Genomic DNA, 22,462 nt, shown 5'->3' with positions numbered 1-22,462 from the left:
GAATGATTCGCAATAGCATTTAAGACCTAGCTACTCCGGATAGCCGGTGATGTCTGCGATCTCGCGGTACAGCGGTTGCAGCCGCGCATACATCTTGCGATACACGCGCCGGTACAGCTGTTCGTAGATCTTGCGGTGCTCGGGATGGGGCTGGAAGACCTTGCCCTTGCGCGTCATCGCGTGCACGGCGGCGGGAAAGTCCGCATGCCAGCCCAGGCCCACGGCGGCGGCGATGGCCGCGCCCAGGCCCGAGCTTTCATACACGTGGGCGCGCGCGGCCGGCAAGCCGAAGATGTCGGCCGTCAGCTGCATGGCCGCGTCGCTTTGCGAGCCGCCGCCCGCGATGCGCAGCTCCGTGATGGCGACGCCGCTGCGCCGCTCGATGCGCTCCTTGCCTTCGCGCAGCGCATACGCGAGGCCTTCGAGGATGGCGCGGTAGATATGCGCGCGCGTGTGCACGTCGCCAAAGCCGATCATGGCGCCCTTTGCTTCCGGCCCCGGCACCTTGATGCCTGGACTCCAGTACGGCTGCAGCATCAGGCCCATGGAGCCGGGCGGCACGGCGTCGACCAGGCGGTCGAACAACGCTTCGGCGGACAAGCCCATGCCGTCTTCGGCCGCCGCCGCCCGTTCGCGGTCGCCGAACTGCTCCTTGAACCAGTTGACCATCCAGTAGCCGCGGAAAATCTGCACTTCCGTGCTGTAGGCGCCCGGCATGGCGGCCGGGTACGGCGGAATAAAGCGCGTCACTTCCACGTACTTGCGGCTGGTCGTGTTGATGGTGGCCGTGGTGCCGTAGCTCAGGCACGCCACGTGCGGCTCGACGCAGCCGGCGCCCAGCACCTCGCAGGCCTTGTCGGCCGCCGCCGCCAGCAGGGGCGTGCCCTCCGGGATGCCCGTCGCCGCGGCGGCCGATGCCGTGATGGCGCCCATGCGCGTGCCCGGCGTCACCAGTTCCGGCAGCATCGAGCGGCGAATGGCCAGCGCCTGCCACTTCCAGTCGAAGCGCCCGGCCCAGGCGTGGCGCTTGTAGTCGAAAGGGATGTAGGCCACTTGCGAGCCCGTCGAATCGATGTATTTTCCGCACAGGCGGTGATTCAAAAAGCCCGACAGCAGCAGGAATTTGTGCGTGCGGCGCCAGATGTCGGGCTGGTGCGCGCTGATCCAGTTGATCTCGGCCTCGCGGCGGAAATACCGGATCGTGCCATCGAGGCGCGTGGCGCGGAACAGGGCGCGCCACCACGGCGCCAGGCGGGGAATATCGCGCGTGCTGCGCTGGTCCAGCCAGGTGATGGCGGGCCGCAAGGGCGCGCCGTGTGCATCCACGTTGACCACCGTGCCGCGCTGCGTGGTGACGGCCACGCCGGCCACCGAGGATCGATTGATGTCCGTGCTGCGCCACAGCTGCTGGCACGCTTCGCACACGGCTTGCCAGTAACCGTCGGCGTCGTGCTCGGCCCAGCCGGGGTGGTCGGAGTAATACGCTTCGAGGAAAACCTGCGCCTTGGCCGCCAGCGTCCCTTCCCGGTCGAACAGCAGCGCGCGCACGCTTTGCGTGCCATTATCGATGGCAAGGATGTACGGTCCGGCGCCGCACTCGGTCGCCATGGCCTCAGCCCGCCAATGCGGCCAGCGCGGCGCGCAGCGCCTGCAGCAGCGCTTGCGGATCCTTGTCCGGCTGCGCGCTGAAGACGGGCGCTTCCCAGTCCTGCCCCCGCACGGCCACCACGCGCAAGCGTCCCTGCTCGCTCCAGGCCGGGTACCAGCCCACGTCGACGACATCGCCGTTCGCGCACGTGATTTGCAGCAGGTCTTCGCCCAGTTCGTCGACGAGGGTATCGACGGGCTGGCGCAGGTCCAGCGGCGACAGGCTGTCGTAGGTGATGCGGGCGTCGCCCAGCGCCAGGGGCTGGCCAAACAGGGTGGTGTCGATGATGCTCTCCTCTTGTTTATTTTTATGGTTTTTCATTCGCCTTGCGGCACGCTGTAATGGCGGCGCCACAAGGCCAGGTAGCGCTGCTGCTCTTCCTCCCAGCGCGCATCGTCCCAGCCCAGTTCATGCTGGCAGATGGCGCGCAGGCGCGGCATGATAGCAAGCGCGCCGCCGGCCAGCTGCAAACCGAGACGCGTGCGCCGCAGCAGCAAGTCGTCCAGGTGCTGCACGTCCTCGCTGCGCGCGCCCCAGCGCAGCTGCGCCCACAGGGTCTGCGTGCCGGGCACCGGCTCGAATTCGCCGTCCAGCGCCGCATCGCACAGCGCCTGCGCGGCAGCGCCATGACGGCCCAGCAGACGTACACGCTGCTCGCCGTCGAGCGCCAGGGCCTTGCCTGACAAGGGCGGCGTCGCATCGAAAATCGGCAAGGGACGCAAATCCGCCTGCCAGCCCGGCAGCAGCGGCGCGGCGCGGCGCAAGGCATCGAGGGCGATCACGCGGAACGTCGTCAGCTTGCCGCCTGCCACCGTCAGCAAGCCATTTTCCAGCCATAGCGCATGTTCGCGCGCTTCCTTCGACGGGTCAAGCTGGCCGCTGCCGATGACGGGGCGCACGCCGGCAAACGTGGCCAGCACATCGTCTTCGCCCAGCGCCAGCTGCGGGAATTGCCAGCGCAGCGCCACCAGCAGGTAATCGAGTTCGCCGCGTGTGATGGCCGGCTCGCTTTCCAGCCCGCCGGCGTGGTCGACATCGGTGGTGCCGACCAGGGTCACGCCCTCCCATGGATACGCAAACACGGGGCGGCCGTCGTGCGGGTGCATCAGGCTGACGGCTTGCGCCAGCGGCAAACGCCAGGCCGGCAGCAGCAGATGGCTGCCGCGCAGGGGCCGCAATTTCGGCGGTTCTCCCACCTGCCCCCGCAAGCCGTCAGCCCAGGCGCCCGTGGCGCTGATCACCAGGCGCGCGCGCGCGGTGCATGCCGTGCCATTGAGCGCATCGATCAAGGTGGCGCCGGCGACCTTGCCATCTTCCCGCAGCAGCGATGCCACGCCCAGGTAGTTGACGGCCACGCCGCCATGGCGCCGCGCCTCCTGCAGCACGCGCAGCACCAGGCGCGCATCGTCCGTCTTGGCGTCCTGGTACAACATGCCGCCCCGCAGCCCGTCGCGCCGGAGGTGCGGCGCCAGCATGGCAAAATCAGGCGCATCGACATAGCGGCGCGCGCGCTTGCCCGCCATCGCATCGTAGATGGCCAGGCCCAGCATGAACTGGCGCCGCCCCGGCTTCCTGCCCGCGTAGTCGCCGAAGGCGAAGCCCTGCGGCTCGACCAGCCCGGCCGCATCCGCCAGCAAGGCTTGCCGCTCATGCACCGATTCGCGCGTCATGGCGAACTGTCCCTGCTTCAGGTAGCGCAAGCCGCCGTGCACCAGCTTTGATGACCGGCTCGACGTGCCCCAGGCGAAATCGCGCTGTTCCACCAGCAGCGCCGCCAGGCCGCGCCGCGCCGCTTCCAGCAGGATGCCGGCGCCCGTGATGCCGCCGCCGACGATCAGCACATCCCACTCGCGCGCCAGGACGCCCGGCAGCGCCTCCCTGTTCATGACGCACCGCCGGCGTCGGGCAGCAGTTTGCCGGGGTTCATCATGCCCTGCGGGTCGAACTGGCGCAGCAGCGCGCGCATGGCGGCGATGCCCAGCTCTCCCTTTTCCGCCGCCAGCCACGGCGCGTGGTCCGTGCCCACGCCATGCTGGTGGCTGATGGTGCCGCCGTTGGCGACGATGGCGGCGCCGGCCGCGTCCTTCAAGGTGCGCCAGCGCGCCATGTTGGCTTCAAAGGTGGGCGCCAGCCGGTACACATACGTGGTGTAGACGCTGGCGCCCTGCGCATACACGTGCGACAAATGCGTGTAGGCGTGCACCTGCTCGCCGTGCGCGGCCAGCGCGCTGACGCCCGCCTGCTCCAGCGCCGCCATCATCGCCGCCACGCGGGGCCAGTCGACGGCCGTTTCCACCGTGTCGATGACGTAGCCGTGTTCCCACGCGCCGTTGCGCAGGTAGACGTTGCGAAAGCGCCCCTGCTTCCACTTGTCGCCCATGTGGCGCCCCACGTGCACGCCCCCGTGCCGCCGCGCCAGCGCCAGCGCCCCGCGCAGGGCCGCGCGCGCCGGTTTCTCGTCGCCGCTGACGCCCAGCATCAGCATGCACTTGCCTTCGCCGCAGCCGCGCAGCGACAGGTAGCGTTCCAGCAGTCCCACGAGTTTTTTATGCCCGGCCAGGGTCAGCATGGTTTGCGTTTCGACCGCGTTCGACAGGCGCAGCATGCACAGGGGCAGGCGCGACTGGACCAGCGCCCGCACGGCCGCTTGCGCCCGGCCCCAGTCCGCAAAGAACACGGCGTGGAACGCCTCATACGGCGGCAGCGGCGAGACGCGCACGGTGGCCTGCGTCAGGATGCCCAGCCGCCCTTCGGAGCCGAGCACCATTTCGCGCAGGTCGATGCCGGCCGCCGAGGCGGGAAACGTGGGAATCGTCAGGGTGCCGGACGGCGTTTCCATCTCGCCGCCCGCGAACAGCTGCTCGATGCGGCCGTAGCGCAACGATTGCTGGCCCGACGAGCGCGTGGCGATCCAGCCGCCCAAGGTCGAATATTCGAACGACTGCGGATAGTGGCCCAGGGTGTAGCCCTGCGCGCGCAGCTGCGCTTCCAGGTCGGGGCCATACACGCCCGCGCCGAACGTGGCCAGCTGCGCTTCGCGGTCCAGGTGGGCCAGCGCGCACAGGCGGGTCAGGCTGAGCGACAGCACGGGACGGGGTCCCGCCGCCACCGTCAAATGCCCGGCCACGCTGGTGCCGCCGCCGTGGGGTATCACGGCCACGCACGCCTGGCGCGCATACGCGAGCAGCTGGCGCACCTGCAGCGCGCTGTCGGGAAAGGCCACGCCGTCGGGCACCGCGCCGATGCGGCCGTGGCGTAATTTAAACCAGTCGGGCAGGCTTTGACCGAGCGCATGACGCACGCGCGTGGCAGGCTGGGTGTCGATCAGCGGATGCGGCGCCAGGCGCGACGCGGGCACCTGCGCGCAGGCGTCGTCGAAGCTGGCGTCCGCGATGGGACTGCCCGGCCCCAGGCACCCGCGCAAAAAAGCCAGCGCATCCTCGCCCAGCGCATACGTGATGCTGTCGTCTCCCCAGCCATTCCAGCGTTGCATGAACATCCCCTGTGTTGCGGCCAGTTGCGCGCCACGACGGCTTGCTATACTGTGTTTGCCTGATTTTCTTGCTAGATCAATAGCATATGCCGCCACAGACGAAGGGTATTGGTTTTTCATGACAATCGCATTGTTCCATCATGACAAGCACTGACGGCCGGGTCGCCGGCGCCTATCTGCTGCCGCTGCTGGAAGCGGCAAGCGCGCACGGTATCGATAGCGCCACCCTGGCGCAGGCGGCCGGCGTGGCGCCGCACGGACTGGAAGCGGCCGCGCCTGGCCTGGGCCTGGCCGCGCGCGACTACGTGCGCCTGCTCGATGCGGGCGCGCAGCTGGCGGGCGATGCGCATTTCGGCCTGCACGTGGGCCAGCGCGTGCGCATGGGCACGTACAGCGCGTATGGCTTGATCTTGCTCAGTTGCGGCAACGTGGGCCAGGCGCTGGAACAGACGGCCCGCTACGAACGGCTGGCGCACGACCTGGGCCGCTCGACCCTGGAGCGCGACGGCGCCATCGCGCATTACCGCTGGGCCAGCAACTACCCGGGCGCCAGCCGGCACCTGGTCGACAGCGTCTTTGCCGGTGTCAAAGTGTGCGGCGACTGGCTGGCCGGCATGCCGCTGCCGCCGGCCCGCCTGGCATTCACCCACGATGGCGGCGGCGACTTGCTGCGCCACGCGGCCCACCGCGACGAATACGTGCGCGTGCTGGGCAGCCTGCCCGCCTTCAACGCCCCCGCCAACACGGCCACCTTCGACACGCAATTGCTGGACTGGCCCGTGCCGAACGCCGACGTCAGCCTGTATCCCGTGCTGTGCCGGCATGCGGAACAATTGCTGGCGCAGCGCGAGGCTGAAACAGGCACTGGCGGCACCATCGACGCGCAGGTGCACGCGGCCATCGTGGGAGGCTTGCGCCACGGTTCGGCGCGGCTGGCCACCGTTGCCGCCGCCCTGGCCGTCACGCCGCGCACCCTGCAGCGCAAGCTGACCGACGCGGGCACCAGCTTCCAGGCCCTGCTGGACCAGGCCCGCTACGGCCTGGCGCGCGACTATCTGCGCGAGCCGGACCTGTCGCTGGTCGACATCGCCTTCCTGCTCGGCTACCAGGAACAAAGCGCGTTCAACCACGCGTTCCGCACCTGGTCGGGCACCAATCCCGGCGCCTGGCGCCTGCAGGAAATGCTGGACAGACAGCTTGATCGGCTTGACCGGCAGCAAGCCGTTTAGGCGTGCGCGGGGCATGCGTGGCCCGTTTTCTGGCTATACTGGCATAGTCAGGTTTTCCACGATCACTCCAACCCGCAATGCAAAGGATTAATATGCAACTCAAAGACAAAGTCGCACTGATTACCGGCGCCGCCAGCGGCATCGGCAAGGAAATGGCCGTCGAATACGCGAAACAGGGCGCCAAGGTCATCATCGCCGACCTGGCCCTGGAAGCGGCCAGCAAGACGGCCGAGGAAATCAAGCAGTCGGGCGGTCAGGCGTTTGCCGTCGCCATGGATGTCTCCAGCGAAGCGCAGGTCGACCAGGGCGTGGCCGATGCCGTGGCCCACTTCGGCGGCATCGATATCCTGATCAGCAACGCGGGCATCCAGATCATCAGCCCCGTCGTCGACTACCCGTTCGAGCAGTGGAAAAAGATGCTGGCCATTCACATGGACGGCGCCTTCCTCACCACGCGCGCCTGCATGCGCGAAATGATCAAGGCGGGCCGCGGCGGCGCCATCATCTACATGGGCTCCGTGCACTCGCACGAAGGCTCACCGTTCAAGAGCGCCTACGTGGCGGCCAAGCACGGCTTGCTGGGCCTGGCCAAGGTGGTGGCCAAGGAAGGCGCGAAGGACGGCATCCGCGCCAACGTCATCTGCCCCGGCTTCGTGCGCACGCCGCTGGTCGACAAGCAAATCCCCGAGCAGGCGGCCCAGCTGAACATCAGCGAAGAAGACGTGATCAAGAAAGTCATGCTGAAAGACACCATCGACGGCGAATTCACCACCACGCAGGACGTGGCGCAAACGGCCGTGTTCCTGGCGGCCTTCCCGTCGACGGCACTGAGCGGCCAGTCCATCGTGGTCAGTCACGGCTGGCACATGCAATAATAGTAACGCCCGCCCACATCGGCTGCGCGGCGCCCTGTGCGGCCTGCGATGCTCGCTGTGCTCCAGCACAGCTGCGCGTCTCGGCCACACATCGCTGCCGCTCGCGATGATGTGGACGGGCGTTGCAGCGTCAGCGTATGAATCTTCCTGCGCCTTTCCAGAAAGTTCCTAATTGCAAGACAACACTTACCGCCACCCGCGCGCGGGCCGGTTCGGGCGGCGGCTTGCCGCGCTCGCCAATTCCACGCGTTTCGCCAACATGCGCCAGGCCGTCATGTCGCGCCTGCCCTTCCTGAAACTGCACAGCGACGTGCGCGACGTCGTCTACGTGAGCTGGCTGGTCGACGCCGCTGCGGCGCAGACATTATTGCCGCCGGGCGTGGCCCTGTGGCAGCGCGACGGCAAGACGCCATTCACCGTGCTGACCTACCGCCACGGGCATTTCGGCCCTGCCCTGTTCGGTCCGTTACGCAAGCTGCTGCCATCGCCACTGCAAAGCAACTGGCGTTTATATCTGGACCACACGCCGCCGGGCGCACCCGCCGTGCCCTGCGTGTACTTTCTGAAAAACATCATGGCCAGCCTGCCGCATGCGCTGGGCACGCGGCTGTTCAGCGATATCCTGCCGACCCACCTGGCCGCCGGCATGACGCTGGACGTCACGGCCACGCAGGCGCACTGCAGCATTGCCGGCGGCACCGGCAGCGCCCCGGCGCTGGACGTGCAGGCGGCCATCACGGCGGCGCATGGCCTCGATGCCGACTGGCAGCAACTGTTCGGCAACTGGCGCGACGCCGTCGCCTTCCTCGCCTGCCAGGATGCGGCCATCGCGCACGTGCCGCGCAACGGCAAGCTGGTCTTCGGCGAAATCGACTTGCCCGTTGATGTGGATCAAGTGCAAGCGCTGACGGCCTGGCGCGCCGACTGCGGCTTGCTGGGGCAGTTGCCGCCCCTATCGAAGCCGTTCGCCTTTCTCGTACCGCAAGTGGCCTTCAAGGCGCTGTCAGAGCGCCTGCTGTAGCACGGCGGCGCTCGGGTGCGCGCAGGGGCGTAGCCTGGCCGCCGCGCCGCCGTTCCAGCTTGAACAGAGCCATCGCCTGTTCCAGCTGCAAGGTCTGGTCTTGCAGCGATGCCGAGGCGGCCGCCGACTCCTCCACCAGCGCCGCGTTCTGCTGCGTCACTTCATCCATTTGCGTGACGGCCATGTTGACCTGGCCGATGCCGTGGCTTTGCTCGCGCGAGGCCGAGGCGATCTCTTCCATGATGCCGTGCACGCCCTGCACGGCGCCCAGCATTTCGGCGCTGCTTGCGCCCGCCTGCCGCGCCAGCTTCGCGCCCGCCTGCACCTGCTCCAGCGATGCCGTGATCAATTGCTTGATTTCCGTGGCGGCCGCCGCGCTGCGGTGGGCCAGGCTGCGCACTTCGCCCGCCACGACGGCAAAACCGCGCCCCTGGTCGCCCGCGCGCGCCGCTTCCACGGCCGCGTTCAGGGCCAGGATATTCGTCTGGAAGGCGATGCCTTCGATAATGCCGGTAATGTCGCCGATCTTCTTCGACGAGGCGTCAATGTCCGCCATCATCGTCACCATCTGGCCGACGATCTCGCCGCCGCGCCCTGCCAGGCCGTGCACCTTGCCCGCCATGTCGCTGGCCTGCACGGCATTGCCGCTATTCTGCTGCACCGTGGCCGCCAGCTGCTCCATGCTCGACGCCGTCTGCTGCAGGGCCGACGCCTGTGCTTCCGTGCGGCCCGACAAGTCCATATTGCCGGCGGCGATTTCCTGGCTGGCCATGCTGATGCGCAGGAAGTTGCCGCGCACGTCGCCGACGATGGAATGCAGGTTCACGCGCAACTGGCGCAAGGAGCGCAACAGCTGCCCCATCTCGTCGCGCCGCGTGGTGTCGAGCTCGCCCGTCAGGTCGCCGCCCGCCATCACGTCGCACGCCTGGCGCGCCCGCTGCAGCGGCTGCAGCACCACCTTGTGCAAGGCATGCCAGAAATACAGGGTCAAGCAGAGGGCCAGCACGGACAGGCCCGTCAGCCAGCCGTGGGCCGCCTCCGGCAGCACGCCCGCATCCCACGCCAGTTGCAGCAGCAACAACAGGGACAACGAACCCAGGTTCCAGCCGATGCGCTTGCCCAGCGGCAGGTCGCGCAGGCGCGCCAGCCTGGCCAGCCAGCCCGTGTGCACGGCGGCGCCCTGGCTGAGGGCGATGCCGCCGGCCTGTCCCGCCTTGATGCGCGCGTACAAGGCCGACGCCTGTGCCACCTGCTGGCGCGTGGGCTTGGTGCGCACGGACATGTAGCCGACGGCCACGCCGTCCTCGACCACGGGCGTCACGTTCGCCAGCACCCAGTAATAATCGCCGTTCTTGCAGCGGTTTTTCACCATGCCGCTCCACGAGCGCCCCGAGCGGATGGTGGCCCAGAAATCGGCGAACGCTTCGACCGGCATGTCCGGATGCCGGAGGATGTTTTGCGGCGCGCCGATCAATTCTTCCGCGCTGTACCCGCTGACGGCGATGAAATACGGATTGGCATACGTGATATTGCCTTGCAAGTCGGTAGTCGAGACGATGGTCTCGGTATCGCTCAGGTTGACTTCGGTATCGCTGACGGGAAGATTGAGTCGCATGGTCACATCCTCAGTGGTAGCCCGTACGGTGACGGGGAAGCGGACAAGGAACGGTCGCCAGCCAGCAAAGCGGGCCCGGCACTGGCACCATTATTTTAATATTTTATTATTAACAAAATGCACTTTATTACGGCCGTGCCAGCCGTCATGCCACGGCAGGTTCGCCGGCCCAGTAACGGTCGATGTCCTGCAAGCGCCACTGGGCTGCGCTTTCCGTGGAAACGATGCGCTCCTGGCAACCAGGCGCGGCCAGGTCCATGACGGTCGGCGCGATGCAGGTGCCGGCGCGGATGGAGAAAAACACGCGCACGCTGGGCTGGGTCAGCGGCTTGCCCGGCGCCTGTCCCACCACCACGGCCAGGCGCTCCGACTGCAGCCGCACGAGGGTGCCCAGCGGATAGATGCCCAGGCATTTGACGAAGGCGGCAAACAGTTGCGCGTCCAGGTGCCCGCCGCGCCAGCCTGCCATGCGGCGCAGCGAATCGGCCGGGCACCAGCCCTGCTTGTACGGACGGTTCGAGGTGATCGCGTCGTACACGTCACAGATGGCGCCCATGCGGGCAAACAGGCTGATTTCCTCGCCGCGCAGTCCCTTGGGGTAGCCGCTGCCATCGAGTTTTTCATGGTGGTGCAGGCACACGTCGAGCGCCACCGGATCGATCTCGCCTACTTCCTGCAACATGCGGTGGCCGGCGGCCGGATGGGCGCGCACGGAGGAAAATTCCGCTTCGTTCAGGCTGCCCGGCTTGTTGAGGATGGTGGACGGCACGGCCATCTTGCCGATATCGTGCAGCAAGCCCGCCAGGCCGGCCGAGCGCACCTGTTCAGGCGCCAGGCCCAGTTCCCTGGCCAGCGCCGTCATCAGCGCGCACACGGCCACCGAATGCATATACGTGTAATTGTCGGCGGTTTTCAGGCGCGCCAGGCCCAGCAGTACATCGCCGCCGCGCTGCACCGAGGCGGCGATATCGTCGACCAGTTCGTAAGCTTGCTCCGCAGACAAGGCCTTGCCCATGCGCACCTCGTCGAACATCGTCTGCACGGCCTGGCGCGAGCGTTCGATCAGGCGCCGGGCACGCGCCAGCTCCTCCTCGCGCGAGCGGGGCGGGTCCGCCTCGGCGACGGCGCCGGATTTGTTTGCGCGCACGGCGGCCGGCGCGGCTGCGGGAGCGCCTGCCGCGGCAGGCGGCGCGACGGGCGGCGCCACTTGCGGCGCCTGCCCGCGCGCCGTATCGATCCACACTTCGCACAAGCGTGCCGAGCGGATACGCTCCAGGTCAGCCGGCGACTCCAGCAAGAACGACCGCGTCCAGAAAGGGGTATCGAGCCAGGAACGGCCCAGACGTTCGACATACATTCCCAGCATGAGTTCGCTACTCGTTATTTTTTTCAGCACGGCGGTTCTCCAGACATTCAGATCGCAGCATTTACTTGCGCATTATCAATATCATACGCCAAAAAATAACGATTAAACCGAATAAATTGTTTTATATGGAAAAATCACAACAATCATAAAGATAATCACTAATTCTATCATTTTCGTTGTTGAAAAATATTAAATCAACAAATATATCAATTAATACATATTGGATTTACTTGACTGAATGTCTTGTACGGATGAGGGATGCGATATGCCTGCCGGCGGCCGCATGGGCCGCCGCACGGGCTTGACGTGCAGGAGGGAAAGACACCAGCGCCAGGCGCCCCGAAGTGGGGCTGGCGCTTTGGAGAAAGGAATGTCTGGCTGATGCGCGAGCGGCATGGCCGCTGGCAGCTTAGCGCGGCACGTAGCGCCAGCCGGCGTTTTCCAGCATGAAGGTCAGTTCCGTCTTGATGCCTTCCGGACGGCTCGGCACGCTCAATTCCGTGTCGCACACGAGGTAACCCGTCTTGCGCTTGACGTCGCACTCATTGACGGCCTTGACCTGCATGGTGCTTTGCGCTTCCTGCATCTGCACGTCCTTGGCCGCCTCCGGATTGCGCGCCACTTCTTCCTTGGCCCAGGCGCGTAGCATCGCTTGCGCCTCGGCCGGCGACGGTCCCGCGAACTTGGCGTCCTTGCGCTCGACGCCGACCCAGGTGCCGTTATCGTTACGTAGCGGCAAGACCATAAAACCGTCGCGCATGCCGGCGCTCATGCCGACCAGACACACCACCTCGTCCGGCACTTCCTGCGAATCCTGGCAACCCTGCAGGCTGGTGGCCTTGACGGGAATGGGAACCGGTATCGACGATTGCATCCTGGCTTGCGTTTTGGCCACGCCCGCCTGCACGGCGGCCTGGATGTGTTCGAGCGTGGGCATGGTAGCGGCCTGGGCCGGCAAGGCGGCGAACAGGGCGGCGGCGGTCAGGGCGAGAGTAGTCAGGCGCATGGGTGTCTATAGTAGTGGTCAAAGGCCGGCAGTCTAGCACTTTGCATAAAAAACAGCTGTTTCTATAGAGAACTATCCACGGCATCGGGCGCGAGAAAGGCGCCGCCCCCGTCCGCCTGTCCGCGCAGGCGCAAGCCGATGGCGCGCAGCATCTCGACCAGCTCGCGCAGGCGCTGGCCCTCGTCCGTCAGTTGGTATTCCACCTTGACGGGCACTTCCGCATAGATCGTGCGCGTCAGCAAGCCCGCCGCTTCCAGCGCGCGCAAGTCCAGGGTCAGCATGCGCTGCGAGATATTCGGCACGGCGCGGCGGATTTCGCTGAAGCGCTTCGGCCCCGCCATCAGATAGCTGAGCAGCACCACCCTCCAGCGCCCGCCCAGCAGACGCATGGCTTCTTCCACGGCGCAGCCGGAAACATTGTCTTTCATGGCGATCCCTACCTGGTATAAAAAATGTACCTATACCACATTATTCTGCCTTCTTCCAAATAGTAACTTATGCCGCTAGACTGCCCTTCCCTCACCTGAATGGAACTCCAGCATGGAAACCACCCTGATCTACAGCGTGCCGTTCGGCTGCTCGTTTGCCGCCATCGCCGCCCTCGAATGGAGCGGCCTGCCGTATCGCCTGGCCCGCGTCGAAGCGCGCGACCCGGCCAGCAAGCAGCATCCGGCCTTTCTCGCCATCAATCCCCTGGGCCAGACGCCGGCCCTGCTCACGCACGCGGGCGCGCCGCTGCTGGAAAGCATGGCGATCCTGCTGCATATCTCCGCCCGCGCGCCGGCAAGCGGCCTGGGCTTTGCGCAAGGCACGCCCGCCTACGACCGCCTGAACAGCGTGCTCTCGTTTTTGCACACGACCTTTCACGCGGCCTTCATGCCCGCCTTCCAGGCCAGCCGCGCGGCCGATGGCGATGCGCGCGCGGCCGTCTGGCGCGAAATGGCCGTCGACAAGGTCAACAAAGGCCTGGCGCACCTGGAGCGCCTGCTCGCCGGCCGCGTCTGGCTCGCTTCCGATGCGGCGCCGACGATTGCCGACGCCTACCTGGCCGCCACGGCGCGCTGGGCCGAACCGCTGCAGCTGGCACGCTTAAGCGACTATCCGCACGTGGCGCGCGTGCTGGCCGCGCTGGAACAGGATCCAGGCATCCGCTTTGCCCACGCCATCGAGGCGGGCTTGCCGGCCGCCAGCCAGGGCGGTTTCCTGGGCCACGTGGCGCTCGACCAACTGGCAGCGCCGGCCGGCTAACCGGCGGTCAACTCCCGCAGCAAGCGCGTCTTTATTGCTATGATGTCGGGCTGCCGGCGGTACAGCCGGCCACGTCAATACCATATCGATAACGTCGTCATCAGAATCGGGAGTTTGAATGAGTTTACGTCTGCTGCTCTTGGGAGCATTCAGTGCCGCCATGGCCACCACCGCCGCTGCTGCGGCACCGGCGCTGGCCGCGCCACGCGGTTTCACCGTGGAAGACATGGTGGCCATGGAACGGGTGGGCAGCCCCGTGCTGTCGCCGGACGCCACGCGCGTCGTCTACACGGTGCGCACCACCAACCTGGAGAAAAACCGCGGCAACACGCAGCTGTGGATGATCGACCTGCGCGCGCCGAACGCGGCGCCACGCCAGCTCACGCGCGGCGATGCCAGCGCCAGCGACCCGCAATGGTCGCCGAACGGCGACGCCATCTACTTCCTCTCGGGCCGCTCCGGCTCCTCGCAGGTGTGGCAGCTGCCCCTGAACGGCGGCGAAGCGGCCAAGGTCACCGACCTGGCGCTGGACGTCGACACCTACCGCTTGTCGCCGCAGGGCGACCGCCTGGCCTTCAGCATGGGCGTCTTCCTCGATTGCGCGGACATCGCCTGCACCAGGAAGCGCCTCGATGAAAAAGCGAAAAACAAGGCCAGCGGCATGGTCTACGAGCAGATGTTCGTGCGCCACTGGGATACCTGGGCCGACGGCCGCCGCAATGCGCTGTATTCGGCGCCGATCGATGCGACCGGCAAGGTCAGCGCCGCGCCCGTGAGCCTGAGCGGCACCCTCGATGGCGACGCGCCATCGAAGCCATTCGGCGACAACGGCGAATACCACTTCAGCCCGGACGGCAAGACGGTGGCCTTCTCGGTGCGCGTGGCCGGCCGCACGGAATCGTGGTCGACCAACTTCGACGTCTACACGATACCGGCCGCCGGCGGCCAGGCGCCGCGCAACCTCACGGCCGACAATCCGGCCTGGGATGCGAAAGCCACCTATTCGCCGGACGGCCGCACCCTCGCCTACGTCGCCATGACCAAGCCGGGCTTCGAAGCGGACCGTTTTCATTTGGTGCTGATGGACGTCGCCACGGGCAAGAAGCGCACCCTGGCCGACGACTGGGACCGCTCCGTGGCCGATTTCCGCTGGACGCCGGACGGCAAGGCCTTCCTCGTCGCCGCCGATGACGTGGGCCAGCACCGTCTGTTCCACATCGACGCGGCCAGCGGCAAGGTCAACGCGCTGACGGGCAAGGGCGCCGTGGGCGACTTCGACGTGCGCGGCAATACCATCGTGCTGGCGCAAGCCAACCTGGCCTCGGGCGCGCAACTGTACACGCGCAAGCTCGACGCCAAGTCCGAATCGGCACCGATGGTGCAGCTGACGAAACAGAATGCGGCCGCGCTGGCCGACGTGCGCTTTGGCGAATATGAGCAGTTCTCGTTCGCGGGCGCGGATGGCGAAACCGTCTACGGCCACGTCATGAAGCCATGGAACGCTAAGCCGGGCGAAAAATATCCGGTCGCCTTTTTGGTGCACGGCGGCCCGCAGGGCAGCTTCGGCAACAGCTGGAGCTACCGCTGGAATCCGCAAGTGTATGCGGGCGCAGGCTACGCCACCGTCTTCATCGACTTCCACGGCTCGACCGGCTATGGCCAGAAGTTCACGGACTCCATCAGCGGCGACTGGGGCGGCAAGCCGCTGCTCGACCTGCAGAAGGGTCTGGAAGCGGCCACCAAGAAATTCCCGTGGCTGGACCGCGAACGCAGCTGCGCGCTGGGCGCGTCGTACGGCGGCTACATGATGAACTGGATCGCCGGTAACTGGCCGGACGGCTTCAAATGCCTGGTCAACCACGACGGCGTGTTCGACAACCGCGGCATGGCCTACGCGACGGAAGAGTTGTGGTTCACCGAGTGGGAAAACGGCGGTACCTATTACGACGCGCCGGCCAAGTACGAGCAGTTCAACCCGGTCAACTTCGTGAAGAACTGGAAGACGCCGATGCTGGTGGTCCAGGGCGACCTCGACTTCCGCATCCCCACCGCGCAAGGCCTGGGTACCTTCACGGCGCTGCAACGCCGCGGCATCCCGAGCAAGCTGCTGGTCTTCCCGGACGAAAACCACTGGGTACTGAAGCCTGCGAATTCGCTGCTGTGGCATCACACGGTGCTCGATTGGTTGAATACCTATACCAAGAAGTAAGCCATGAAGCAATGAGGTGAAAGTCGGATTACGGCCTTCGGCCTCGGCGGCCCCGCCTAATCCGACCTACGTTCGCTCCTCATATCAAAAAAAAGCCGCGCGGTGCATCTCTGCACCGCGCGGCTTTTTGTTTTGTAGGTCGGATTAGCGGCGCGCGCGCCGCGTAATCCGACACTGCGCATCACATCAATACGTATTGAGCGCCTTGGCAAACTTCACGATCCACAAGCGGCTTGGACGCTCGCGGTCGTCGCCGCGCGCCACGCGGATGGTGTTGGCCGCGTTGCAGCCGGCCGCGCTGCTCGTGACGATGGCGCCGTTGGCGTCGACCGTGCACTTGGTCACGTCGGCGTCCGCCACTTCCACGCCATTCGCGTCATACACCTTGGTTTTCAGGCCGAAGTCATTGTCGTTGGCCAGCGCGATGGTGGAGTCGTCGATCAGGGTCAGGCCTTCGGCCTTTTCCGCCGCCCAGCCGATGGCGTTCAAGTCCAGCAGCACAGTTTTCTTCAACGGCGTGACAGCGGCCCAGTCGGCGCCATTGACGGGGGCGCCGCCCATGCTGCTTTTCTCCAGGTCCGAGGTCGTCGCGTTGTAGGCGGCGGACGCGATATCGGTGGCGCCCTTCAGTTCGACCAGCATCAGTTTATTGAATACCTTGCCCGACGGCGCGGCGCCCTGCTCGATGACGAGGAACTTGCCGCCGCCCAGCGCCACCATGTCGCCCAGCTTGGCGTTGCCCGTGCGGCCATCCTGGTAGTCGGCCGCGTTGAGCGGATACGCATACATCTTGCCGCTGGTGCCCGTCACCGGGTCGAATTCGATCCAGCGCGTGAAGCGGGCGAAGCGCTCGACCTGTTCATTCTTCTTCGTCACCGTGTATGGCGCGCTGCCGTCGGACAAGGGGCTTTGCAAAAAGGCGTACAGCTTGTCGTTGCTGGTGTCGAGCGTCATGCCTTCCATGCCGCGGTTCGCGCGGCGCTTGGCGAACAGCGCCGGCAAGCCCTTGCCCGGCTCGTACTTGGCCTGGATGATACCGGTGGCAGCATCGATCTTGACGATGAAGGGGCCGTATTCGTCGGACACCCACAGCGCATTGCGCTTGGCATCGACGACGATGGCTTCCGAATCGAGGCCGCCCGCATTGAAGACGGCCTTGCCGGCGGCATCGAACTTCATCGCATCCATGACGGGAATCTCGGCCGAATTGCCGACCGCGCCCACGGGCACGGGCAAGCCCGAGCTGTTGACGGTGGCCGACACCTTGATCGGCGTCGACGAACCCAGCACGGCGCCGTTCTTGCCGACCGTGATCACGCCGAACGACGGTGTAAAGCTGGGCGACGGGAAGATCTTGCTGCCGATGGTGCCCTTGCCCGAAGGATCGGGCACCAGCGGGCCGTCGCCGTTCGGGCCGCGGTCCGTCAAGCCATAGAATTCCAGGTCGCCGGCCGCGTTCTTGCCCTTGTAGGCCAGGCCGGAACCGTACGACGGCAGAAAGCCATTCGGGAATTCGCCCTTGATCTTGGCATTGGCGCCTTCGTACGGCACGTAGAATTTGTCCGCCGCCTGGATCTGGTAGCGCGTCACCGTCACTTTCACTTCACCCACAGGATTGGCCTGTGTCAGCGCCTCGTTGACGGGCGCGCCCGCTTTCGAGGCGAGGGTGTCCTCGAAATGCTCGCGCACGAGGGCGCGGCGTTCCGCGTCGACCGTGCGGCCGGCGAATTTCCCGCCCACGCTGGCCAGGTGCGCAGCCAGGGCCGCGTTGAAGACGGCCGGCGCGGCGGCAAAGTCCAGGGTCTTGCCGGCCAGCGCGGCCTTCACTTCGGCCGTCAGCTTGATGCCGTTCGACGGATCGCTGTCGTCGTCGAGCAGTTGCAGCGCCAGCAGGCGGTTGACGACCTTGTCGTCCGCCACATTCGTGCTGGCGGCCAGCGCCAGCGGCGTGACGACGGCGCCGCATGGGGCCGAACCGAGGGCCAGGCCGCCCACGCTGAAGGCCACCGTCTCGCCCGGATTGCACATGAATTCGCCCTTGGCGTTGGTGCTGGCCTTGGCCGCGCTGCCGGCCACGTAATCGAGTCCTTCCACCGCGCCGTCAAGGAACACACCCGTCTGCGCCACGGGCTTGGAAGGCTCCGCCGGCGGATTATCGCTGCCGCCGCAGGCGGCCAGGGCCAGGCCGGCGGCGATGGCCAGCAGGGTCAGTTTCGGGGTCGACGTTACAGCAGTGTTCATGCATTCCTCGGCTAAGATGGGTTGAAGCCGTGGAGAGTAACTGGGCAAAGTGACAAGCCCATGACAGCCGTCACGCCAGTGGCGTATCCGCAACAGGCCCGCCGATGCCGCCGAAGCGGCCATCGGCCTGGCGCCGGAATTCCTTCGGCGTGACGCCCTTCACCTGCAAAAAGCGGCGGTTGAAGTTGGCCACGTTCTGGAAACCCACGTCATAGCAGACGTTCGACACGTATTGGTCGGTGTCCATCAGCAGCTGGCACGCCTTGTTGATGCGCAGCCGGCTGACGAAATCGGTAAAGCTGTTGCCCGTCGCCTTGCGGAAGAAGCGCGAGAATTTACTCAGCGACATGCCCACCTGCTCGGCCAGCATTTCCGCCGAAATCGGCTCGCGGTAATTCTCCGTAATGTAGTTGAGGACGGAATTGACCTTGGCCAGGGTGGCGTCATCATCGTAGGAACGCAGCGAAGCGCTCGACAGCAGACGGTAGTTGGCCGTGCGCGCCAGCTTGCTCATCAATTGCACGAATTCTGCGAAGCGCTCGGCCCCATGCGTGGCGCGGATGCGCGCCAGGTGCTGTTCGGCCTCATGGCCCATGTCGAAAAACTCCACGCCATAGCTGGAGCGCTCGAGCAGGGGCAGCAGCTCGCGCAATTCGGGAATCACGCGCGCGGCGCCCGCCAGCGGCGCATGGGCGAACTGCACGATCATGTCGCGCAGGGCCACGCCGCCGTCCGGCATCACGTTCGATATCCAGTTGTGCGGCAGGCGCGGGCCCGTCAGCACCAGGTGGCCGGGCGAGAATTCGCCGATATAGTCGCCCACGAACAGGCGCCCGCTGGTGGCGACGATCAGGTGCAGCTCATACTCTTCATGGCAGTGCCAGCGCACGCGCGAGCTGGGATAGCCATGTTCCAGGTAATTGATGATGCCGTCGTAGCTTTCGCGTTCCAGCTCGGGCGCCTTGCGCTCGCTGTCCTTGTGCCATAGGTGTTCCATGCTCGTCTCTCCCAGGCTGTCCCCGCCCGTGCCATCGAATGTACCTCAAAAAGCTTCACTCGCCAAAACGGCCCAGCGCCTGCTGGCGAAACTCCTTCGGCGTCATGCCCTTCAATTCCAGGAAGCGCCGGTTGAAATTGGCCACATTGTTAAAACCCGCCTCGTAGCAGATGTTGCTGACATAGCGCTCCGTCTCCATCAGCAGCTGACACGCCTTGTTGATGCGCAGGCGGTTGACGAAATCCGTGAAGCTGTTGCCCGTGGCGCTGCGAAAGAAGCGGGAAAACGTCCGCTCCGGCATGTCCACCTGCTCGGCCAGCTGTTTCAGCGAGAACTGGCTGCTGTAATTGTGCACGATGAAGTTGATGGCGGAGCTGATGCGCGCCAGCGCCACGTCATCGTCGCTCGACTGCATGGCCACCGTCGACAGCAGCTGGTAATCGCTGGTCTGCGCCAGCTCGCCCAGCAAGGTGAGAAATTCGATGAAGCGCGGCAGACCGCTGCTGTCGCGGATGCGCCGGAAGCGCCGCAGCGACTGCTCGCTGACGCCAAAGAATTCCACGCCATGCAGGGCGCGCTGCAGCAGCGGAAAAATATCCTTCAATTCTGGAATGGCGGCCGCCATCGACGCCAGCGGCGCATGGCCGAACTGGATCACCATGTCGCGCAGGGCCACGCCCTCGGCCGGCGTGTCGAGCGAGACCCAGTTGTGCGGCACGCGCGGCCCCGTCAGCACCAGGTGGCCGGGCGCGAACTGGCCGATATAGTCGCCGACAAAGACCTTGCCGCTGCTCTCGACGATCAGGTGCAGTTCGTACTCGTCGTGGTAATGCCAGCGCACCAGCGCATTCGGAAAGCCGTGCTCCAGGTAGCGGATGAAGCCGAAACTGCCTTTCGGCTCGAAGCCGGGCGTGGCGTCGCGCTGCTGTTCCAGTTCCTGCTCCACCTGCGGATATCCGGCCTTGCGTGGCATGGCGCGCCCTCCCCGTCAGGCGACGATCTGTTCCAGCGCCGCGCGCGCGCCCAGCCCATACAGGCTGGCCAGCGACTGCCCCACCGCCTGCGTGAACGCTTGTGTGTCGCAGAGGTCACCGAACAGTTCGCGCAGTGACAGCAGCGCCGAGGCGTCCGCCCCGCCCTGCAGCGCCAGCGCGCGCAGGCGCGCCGCGTACGGGTCGTTCAGGGGCATCTCGCGTCCCGCTTCGTCGTGGCCTTCCAGGTAGCGGAACCAGCACGCCACGGTAAACGCCAGCAGCTTGATGGCGCCGCCTTGCGCAAGCGCTTCGCGCACGGACGGCAGCACGAATTTCGGGATGCGCGCCGAACCCTCCGTGCCGATGCGCGCCAGCTGGTCGCGCACGGCCGGATTCGAAAAGCGCTCGATCAGAGTGTCCTTGTATTGCGCCAGATCGATGCCTTCCACGCTATCGAGCAGGGGCGTGACCTCGTCGTCCATCATGCGCCGCACGAGCGCGCGGATGCCGGCATCCTCCATCGCTTCGTGCGCAAACGTGTAACCGAGCTGCATGCCGATGTAGCACAGGGCCTGGTGGCTGGCATTCAACAAGCGCAGCTTCATCTTTTCATACGGCAGCACGTCGTGCGTCATCTGCGCGCCCACCTTTTCCCAGGCCGGGCGGCCCTGCGGGAACTCGTCCTCGATGACCCACTGGCGGAACGGCTCGCACACGACGGGCCAGGCGTCGACGATGCCGAAGCTGTCGCGCACCAGCGCCCGGTGTTCGTCCGTGGTGGCCGGCGTGATGCGGTCGACCATGCTGTTGGGGAAGCTGCCATGCGTGGCCAGCCAGCGCGCCAGTTCTGCGTCACGCAGCGCGACAAAGGCCAGCAGCATCTTGCGCGTCACGTCGCCATTGTTTTGCAGGTTATCGCAGGACATGATGGTAAACGGCGCCAGTCCCTTCTGGCGGCGCACGGCCAGCGCGGCGGCCAGGTAGCCGAACGAGCAGCGCGGCGACTCGGGATGCGCCAGTTCGTACGCAATATCGGCATGATCCGCATCAAACTCGCCCGTACCCTGGTTCACATAGTAGCCGCCCTCCGTGATGGTCAGCGCGACGATGCGCGTGCCGGAATCGGCCAGCTTTTCCAGCACGGCCTGCGGCTCGTCGGGCGCATACAGGTAGTCGCCGATGCAGCCGATGATGCGCGCCGAGTCGCCGGCCGCGCTGCGCTCGACCACCGTATATAAACCGTCCTGCGCCCGCATGGCGTCGCGCATGGCCGCGTCATGCGCGAGCAAGCCCACGCCGCAGTATCCCCATTCTGCGTTGCCGGGCAAGGCCAGCAAATCGTCGAGGTACACGGCCTGGTGGGCGCGGAAGAAGCCGCCCACGCCGATATGCACGATGCCGGGCACGAGCGCGCCGCGCGCATACGCGGGCAAGGCCACGTCCGCCGGCAGCTTGGCCAGGTTCGATTGCTTCAATGCGATGGCATCCATTACAGCGCTCCTTTCGCCGCCGCATAGGTCTTGCCGGCGCGGTCGAAATAATGGACGAAGCCCGGCTCGAACGTCAGGTGCGTCTGCTGGCCCGGCTGCAGGCTGCTGCGCTCCGCGCCGCGCGACACCACCTGCACATTGTTCGGCAGGCGCACATAGGTCAGGGTTTCCACGCCCAGCGATTCCACCAGGTCGACGGTGACGGGCACGCTGCCCGGCTGCGCCGCGCCCAGGTGCACGTGCTCGGGGCGGATGCCGACAAAGCCGTCCGCCTGCGCCGCGCTGCCCGCCTGCGCCAGCAGCTGCGGCGCAGCGTCGGCCGGCACCACGTTCATGCTGGGCGTGCCGATGAATTGCGCAACGAAGCGGTTCGCCGGGCGGTCATACAATTCCAATGGCGAGCCATGCTGCTCGATCTGGCCGTCGCGCAGCACCACCACGCGGTCGGCCAGGGTCATCGCCTCGACCTGGTCGTGCGTCACATAGATGGTGGTGGCGCCCAGCTCGCGGTGCAGCTTGGCGATCTCGATGCGCGTCTGCACGCGCAGGGCCGCGTCCAGGTTCGACAGCGGTTCATCGAACAAAAACACCTTCGGGTCGCGCACGATGGCGCGGCCGATGGCCACGCGCTGGCGCTGACCGCCCGACAATTCCTTGGGCGTGCGCTCCAGGTAACGCCCAAGGTCGAGGATGGCGGCCGCCTTGTCGACCTTTTCGCGGATGACGGCCGGATCGACGCCGGCCAGCTTCAAGGCGAACGACATGTTCTGGAACACTGTCATGTGCGGGTACAGCGCATACGACTGGAACACCATCGCCAGGTCGCGCTTGGACGACGGCAGGTTCGTGATGTCGCGCCCGTCGAGCGACAGCTTGCCGCCGTCGATCGGTTCCAGGCCGGCGATCAGGCGCAGCAGGGTTGATTTTCCGCAACCCGACGGCCCCACGAAGACGACGAATTCGCCCTGTTGAATGTCCAGGTCGATGCCCTTGATGGCGCGATGTTCGCCAAAGAATTTCTCGATATTGCTCAGTTGAAGGTAAGCCATG

18 protein-coding genes are annotated in these 22,462 nt (G+C 66.0%); 5 read left to right on the top strand and 13 right to left on the bottom strand.

Going from position 1 to position 22,462, the window contains the following annotated elements:
- Positions 1–30: 30 nt before the first annotated feature.
- Genes AC07VH_RS11360 through AC07VH_RS11345 form a run of 4 tightly spaced genes read right to left on the bottom strand, consistent with a single transcriptional unit; the run spans position 31 to position 5,141 of the window.
- Entirely contained in the window at positions 31–1,608 is a 1,578-nt protein-coding gene (locus AC07VH_RS11360; protein WP_494787924.1) for an FGGY-family carbohydrate kinase, read from the bottom strand.
- Positions 1,609–1,612: 4 nt separating this feature from the next.
- Positions 1,613–1,969, bottom strand: coding sequence for a hypothetical protein (locus AC07VH_RS11355; protein ID WP_494787923.1), 357 nt, complete (start codon positions 1,967–1,969; stop codon positions 1,613–1,615).
- Positions 1,966–3,534 carry a glycerol-3-phosphate dehydrogenase/oxidase gene (locus AC07VH_RS11350; protein ID WP_494787922.1) on the bottom strand — a complete coding sequence of 523 codons (1,569 nt, stop codon included), beginning with the start codon at positions 3,532–3,534 and terminating at the stop codon, positions 1,966–1,968. Before AC07VH_RS11350 ends, AC07VH_RS11355 begins: the two co-directional genes overlap by 4 nt.
- Entirely contained in the window at positions 3,531–5,141 is a 1,611-nt protein-coding gene (locus AC07VH_RS11345) for an FAD-binding oxidoreductase (RefSeq protein ID WP_494787921.1), read from the bottom strand. Before AC07VH_RS11345 ends, AC07VH_RS11350 begins: the two co-directional genes overlap by 4 nt.
- Before the next feature lie 140 nt (positions 5,142–5,281).
- On the opposite strand from AC07VH_RS11345, the gene AC07VH_RS11340 reads away from it, so the two are divergent.
- The 3 genes from AC07VH_RS11340 (at position 5,282) to AC07VH_RS11330 (ending at position 8,266) form a co-directional block, all read left to right on the top strand.
- Complete coding sequence (locus AC07VH_RS11340) at positions 5,282–6,370, top strand: AraC family transcriptional regulator (protein WP_494787920.1); 1,089 nt, start codon at positions 5,282–5,284, stop codon at positions 6,368–6,370.
- A gap of 92 nt (positions 6,371–6,462) precedes the next feature.
- Positions 6,463–7,245: a 3-hydroxybutyrate dehydrogenase gene (locus AC07VH_RS11335; protein WP_494787919.1), complete on the top strand. Its 783-nt coding sequence runs from the start codon at positions 6,463–6,465 to the stop codon at positions 7,243–7,245.
- 172 nt (positions 7,246–7,417) lie between these two features.
- Entirely contained in the window at positions 7,418–8,266 is an 849-nt protein-coding gene (locus AC07VH_RS11330; protein ID WP_494787918.1) for a DUF2071 domain-containing protein, read from the top strand.
- On the opposite strand, the gene AC07VH_RS11325 is transcribed toward AC07VH_RS11330, so the two are convergent.
- The 4 genes from AC07VH_RS11325 to AC07VH_RS11310 form a co-directional block, all read right to left on the bottom strand.
- Entirely contained in the window at positions 8,238–9,881 is a 1,644-nt protein-coding gene (locus tag AC07VH_RS11325) for a methyl-accepting chemotaxis protein (protein WP_475413587.1), read from the bottom strand. The genes AC07VH_RS11330 and AC07VH_RS11325 overlap by 29 nt on opposite strands.
- A gap of 145 nt (positions 9,882–10,026) precedes the next feature.
- A complete protein-coding gene (locus AC07VH_RS11320) occupies positions 10,027–11,277 on the bottom strand; it encodes a cyclic di-GMP phosphodiesterase (protein ID WP_494787917.1) in 1,251 nt (416 codons plus the stop codon).
- A 379-nt stretch (positions 11,278–11,656) separates the two neighbouring features.
- Positions 11,657–12,253, bottom strand: coding sequence for a hypothetical protein (locus AC07VH_RS11315; protein WP_494787916.1), 597 nt, complete (start codon positions 12,251–12,253; stop codon positions 11,657–11,659).
- A gap of 62 nt (positions 12,254–12,315) precedes the next feature.
- Positions 12,316–12,681, bottom strand: a complete 366-nt coding sequence (locus tag AC07VH_RS11310; protein ID WP_494787915.1) for a winged helix-turn-helix transcriptional regulator — start codon at positions 12,679–12,681, stop codon at positions 12,316–12,318.
- Positions 12,682–12,793: 112 nt separating this feature from the next.
- Here AC07VH_RS11310 and AC07VH_RS11305 point away from each other — a divergent pair, with 112 nt between their 5' ends.
- Together AC07VH_RS11305 and AC07VH_RS11300 are read left to right on the top strand one after the other, a co-directional pair.
- The gene (locus AC07VH_RS11305; RefSeq protein ID WP_475413591.1) at positions 12,794–13,501 is read left to right on the top strand and encodes a glutathione S-transferase family protein; all 708 of its coding nucleotides are present in this window, start codon (positions 12,794–12,796) and stop codon (positions 13,499–13,501) included.
- A gap of 118 nt (positions 13,502–13,619) precedes the next feature.
- Entirely contained in the window at positions 13,620–15,710 is a 2,091-nt protein-coding gene (locus AC07VH_RS11300) for a S9 family peptidase (protein WP_475413592.1), read from the top strand.
- Between the two features lie 186 nt (positions 15,711–15,896).
- On the opposite strand, the gene AC07VH_RS11295 is transcribed toward AC07VH_RS11300, so the two are convergent.
- From AC07VH_RS11295 to AC07VH_RS11275, 5 genes are all read right to left on the bottom strand, one after another.
- Entirely contained in the window at positions 15,897–17,951 is a 2,055-nt protein-coding gene (locus tag AC07VH_RS11295; protein WP_494787914.1) for an esterase-like activity of phytase family protein, read from the bottom strand.
- 70 nt (positions 17,952–18,021) lie between these two features.
- Entirely contained in the window at positions 18,022–18,948 is a 927-nt protein-coding gene (locus tag AC07VH_RS11290) for a helix-turn-helix domain-containing protein (RefSeq protein ID WP_475413594.1), read from the bottom strand.
- 55 nt (positions 18,949–19,003) lie between these two features.
- Positions 19,004–19,921 carry a helix-turn-helix domain-containing protein gene (locus AC07VH_RS11285; protein ID WP_494787913.1) on the bottom strand — a complete coding sequence of 306 codons (918 nt, stop codon included), beginning with the start codon at positions 19,919–19,921 and terminating at the stop codon, positions 19,004–19,006.
- Between the two features lie 15 nt (positions 19,922–19,936).
- Positions 19,937–21,412 carry a mannitol dehydrogenase family protein gene (locus tag AC07VH_RS11280; RefSeq protein ID WP_494787912.1) on the bottom strand — a complete coding sequence of 492 codons (1,476 nt, stop codon included), beginning with the start codon at positions 21,410–21,412 and terminating at the stop codon, positions 19,937–19,939.
- Positions 21,412–22,461 carry an ABC transporter ATP-binding protein gene (locus AC07VH_RS11275; RefSeq protein ID WP_489628175.1) on the bottom strand — a complete coding sequence of 350 codons (1,050 nt, stop codon included), beginning with the start codon at positions 22,459–22,461 and terminating at the stop codon, positions 21,412–21,414. The genes AC07VH_RS11280 and AC07VH_RS11275 overlap by 1 nt, the downstream gene beginning before the upstream one ends.
- Position 22,462: the final 1 nt, after the last annotated feature.

It is taken from the genome of Janthinobacterium sp. GW821-FHT03C10 (genome assembly GCF_059420865.1).
This window is presented reverse-complemented; position numbering and strand designations above follow the sequence as displayed.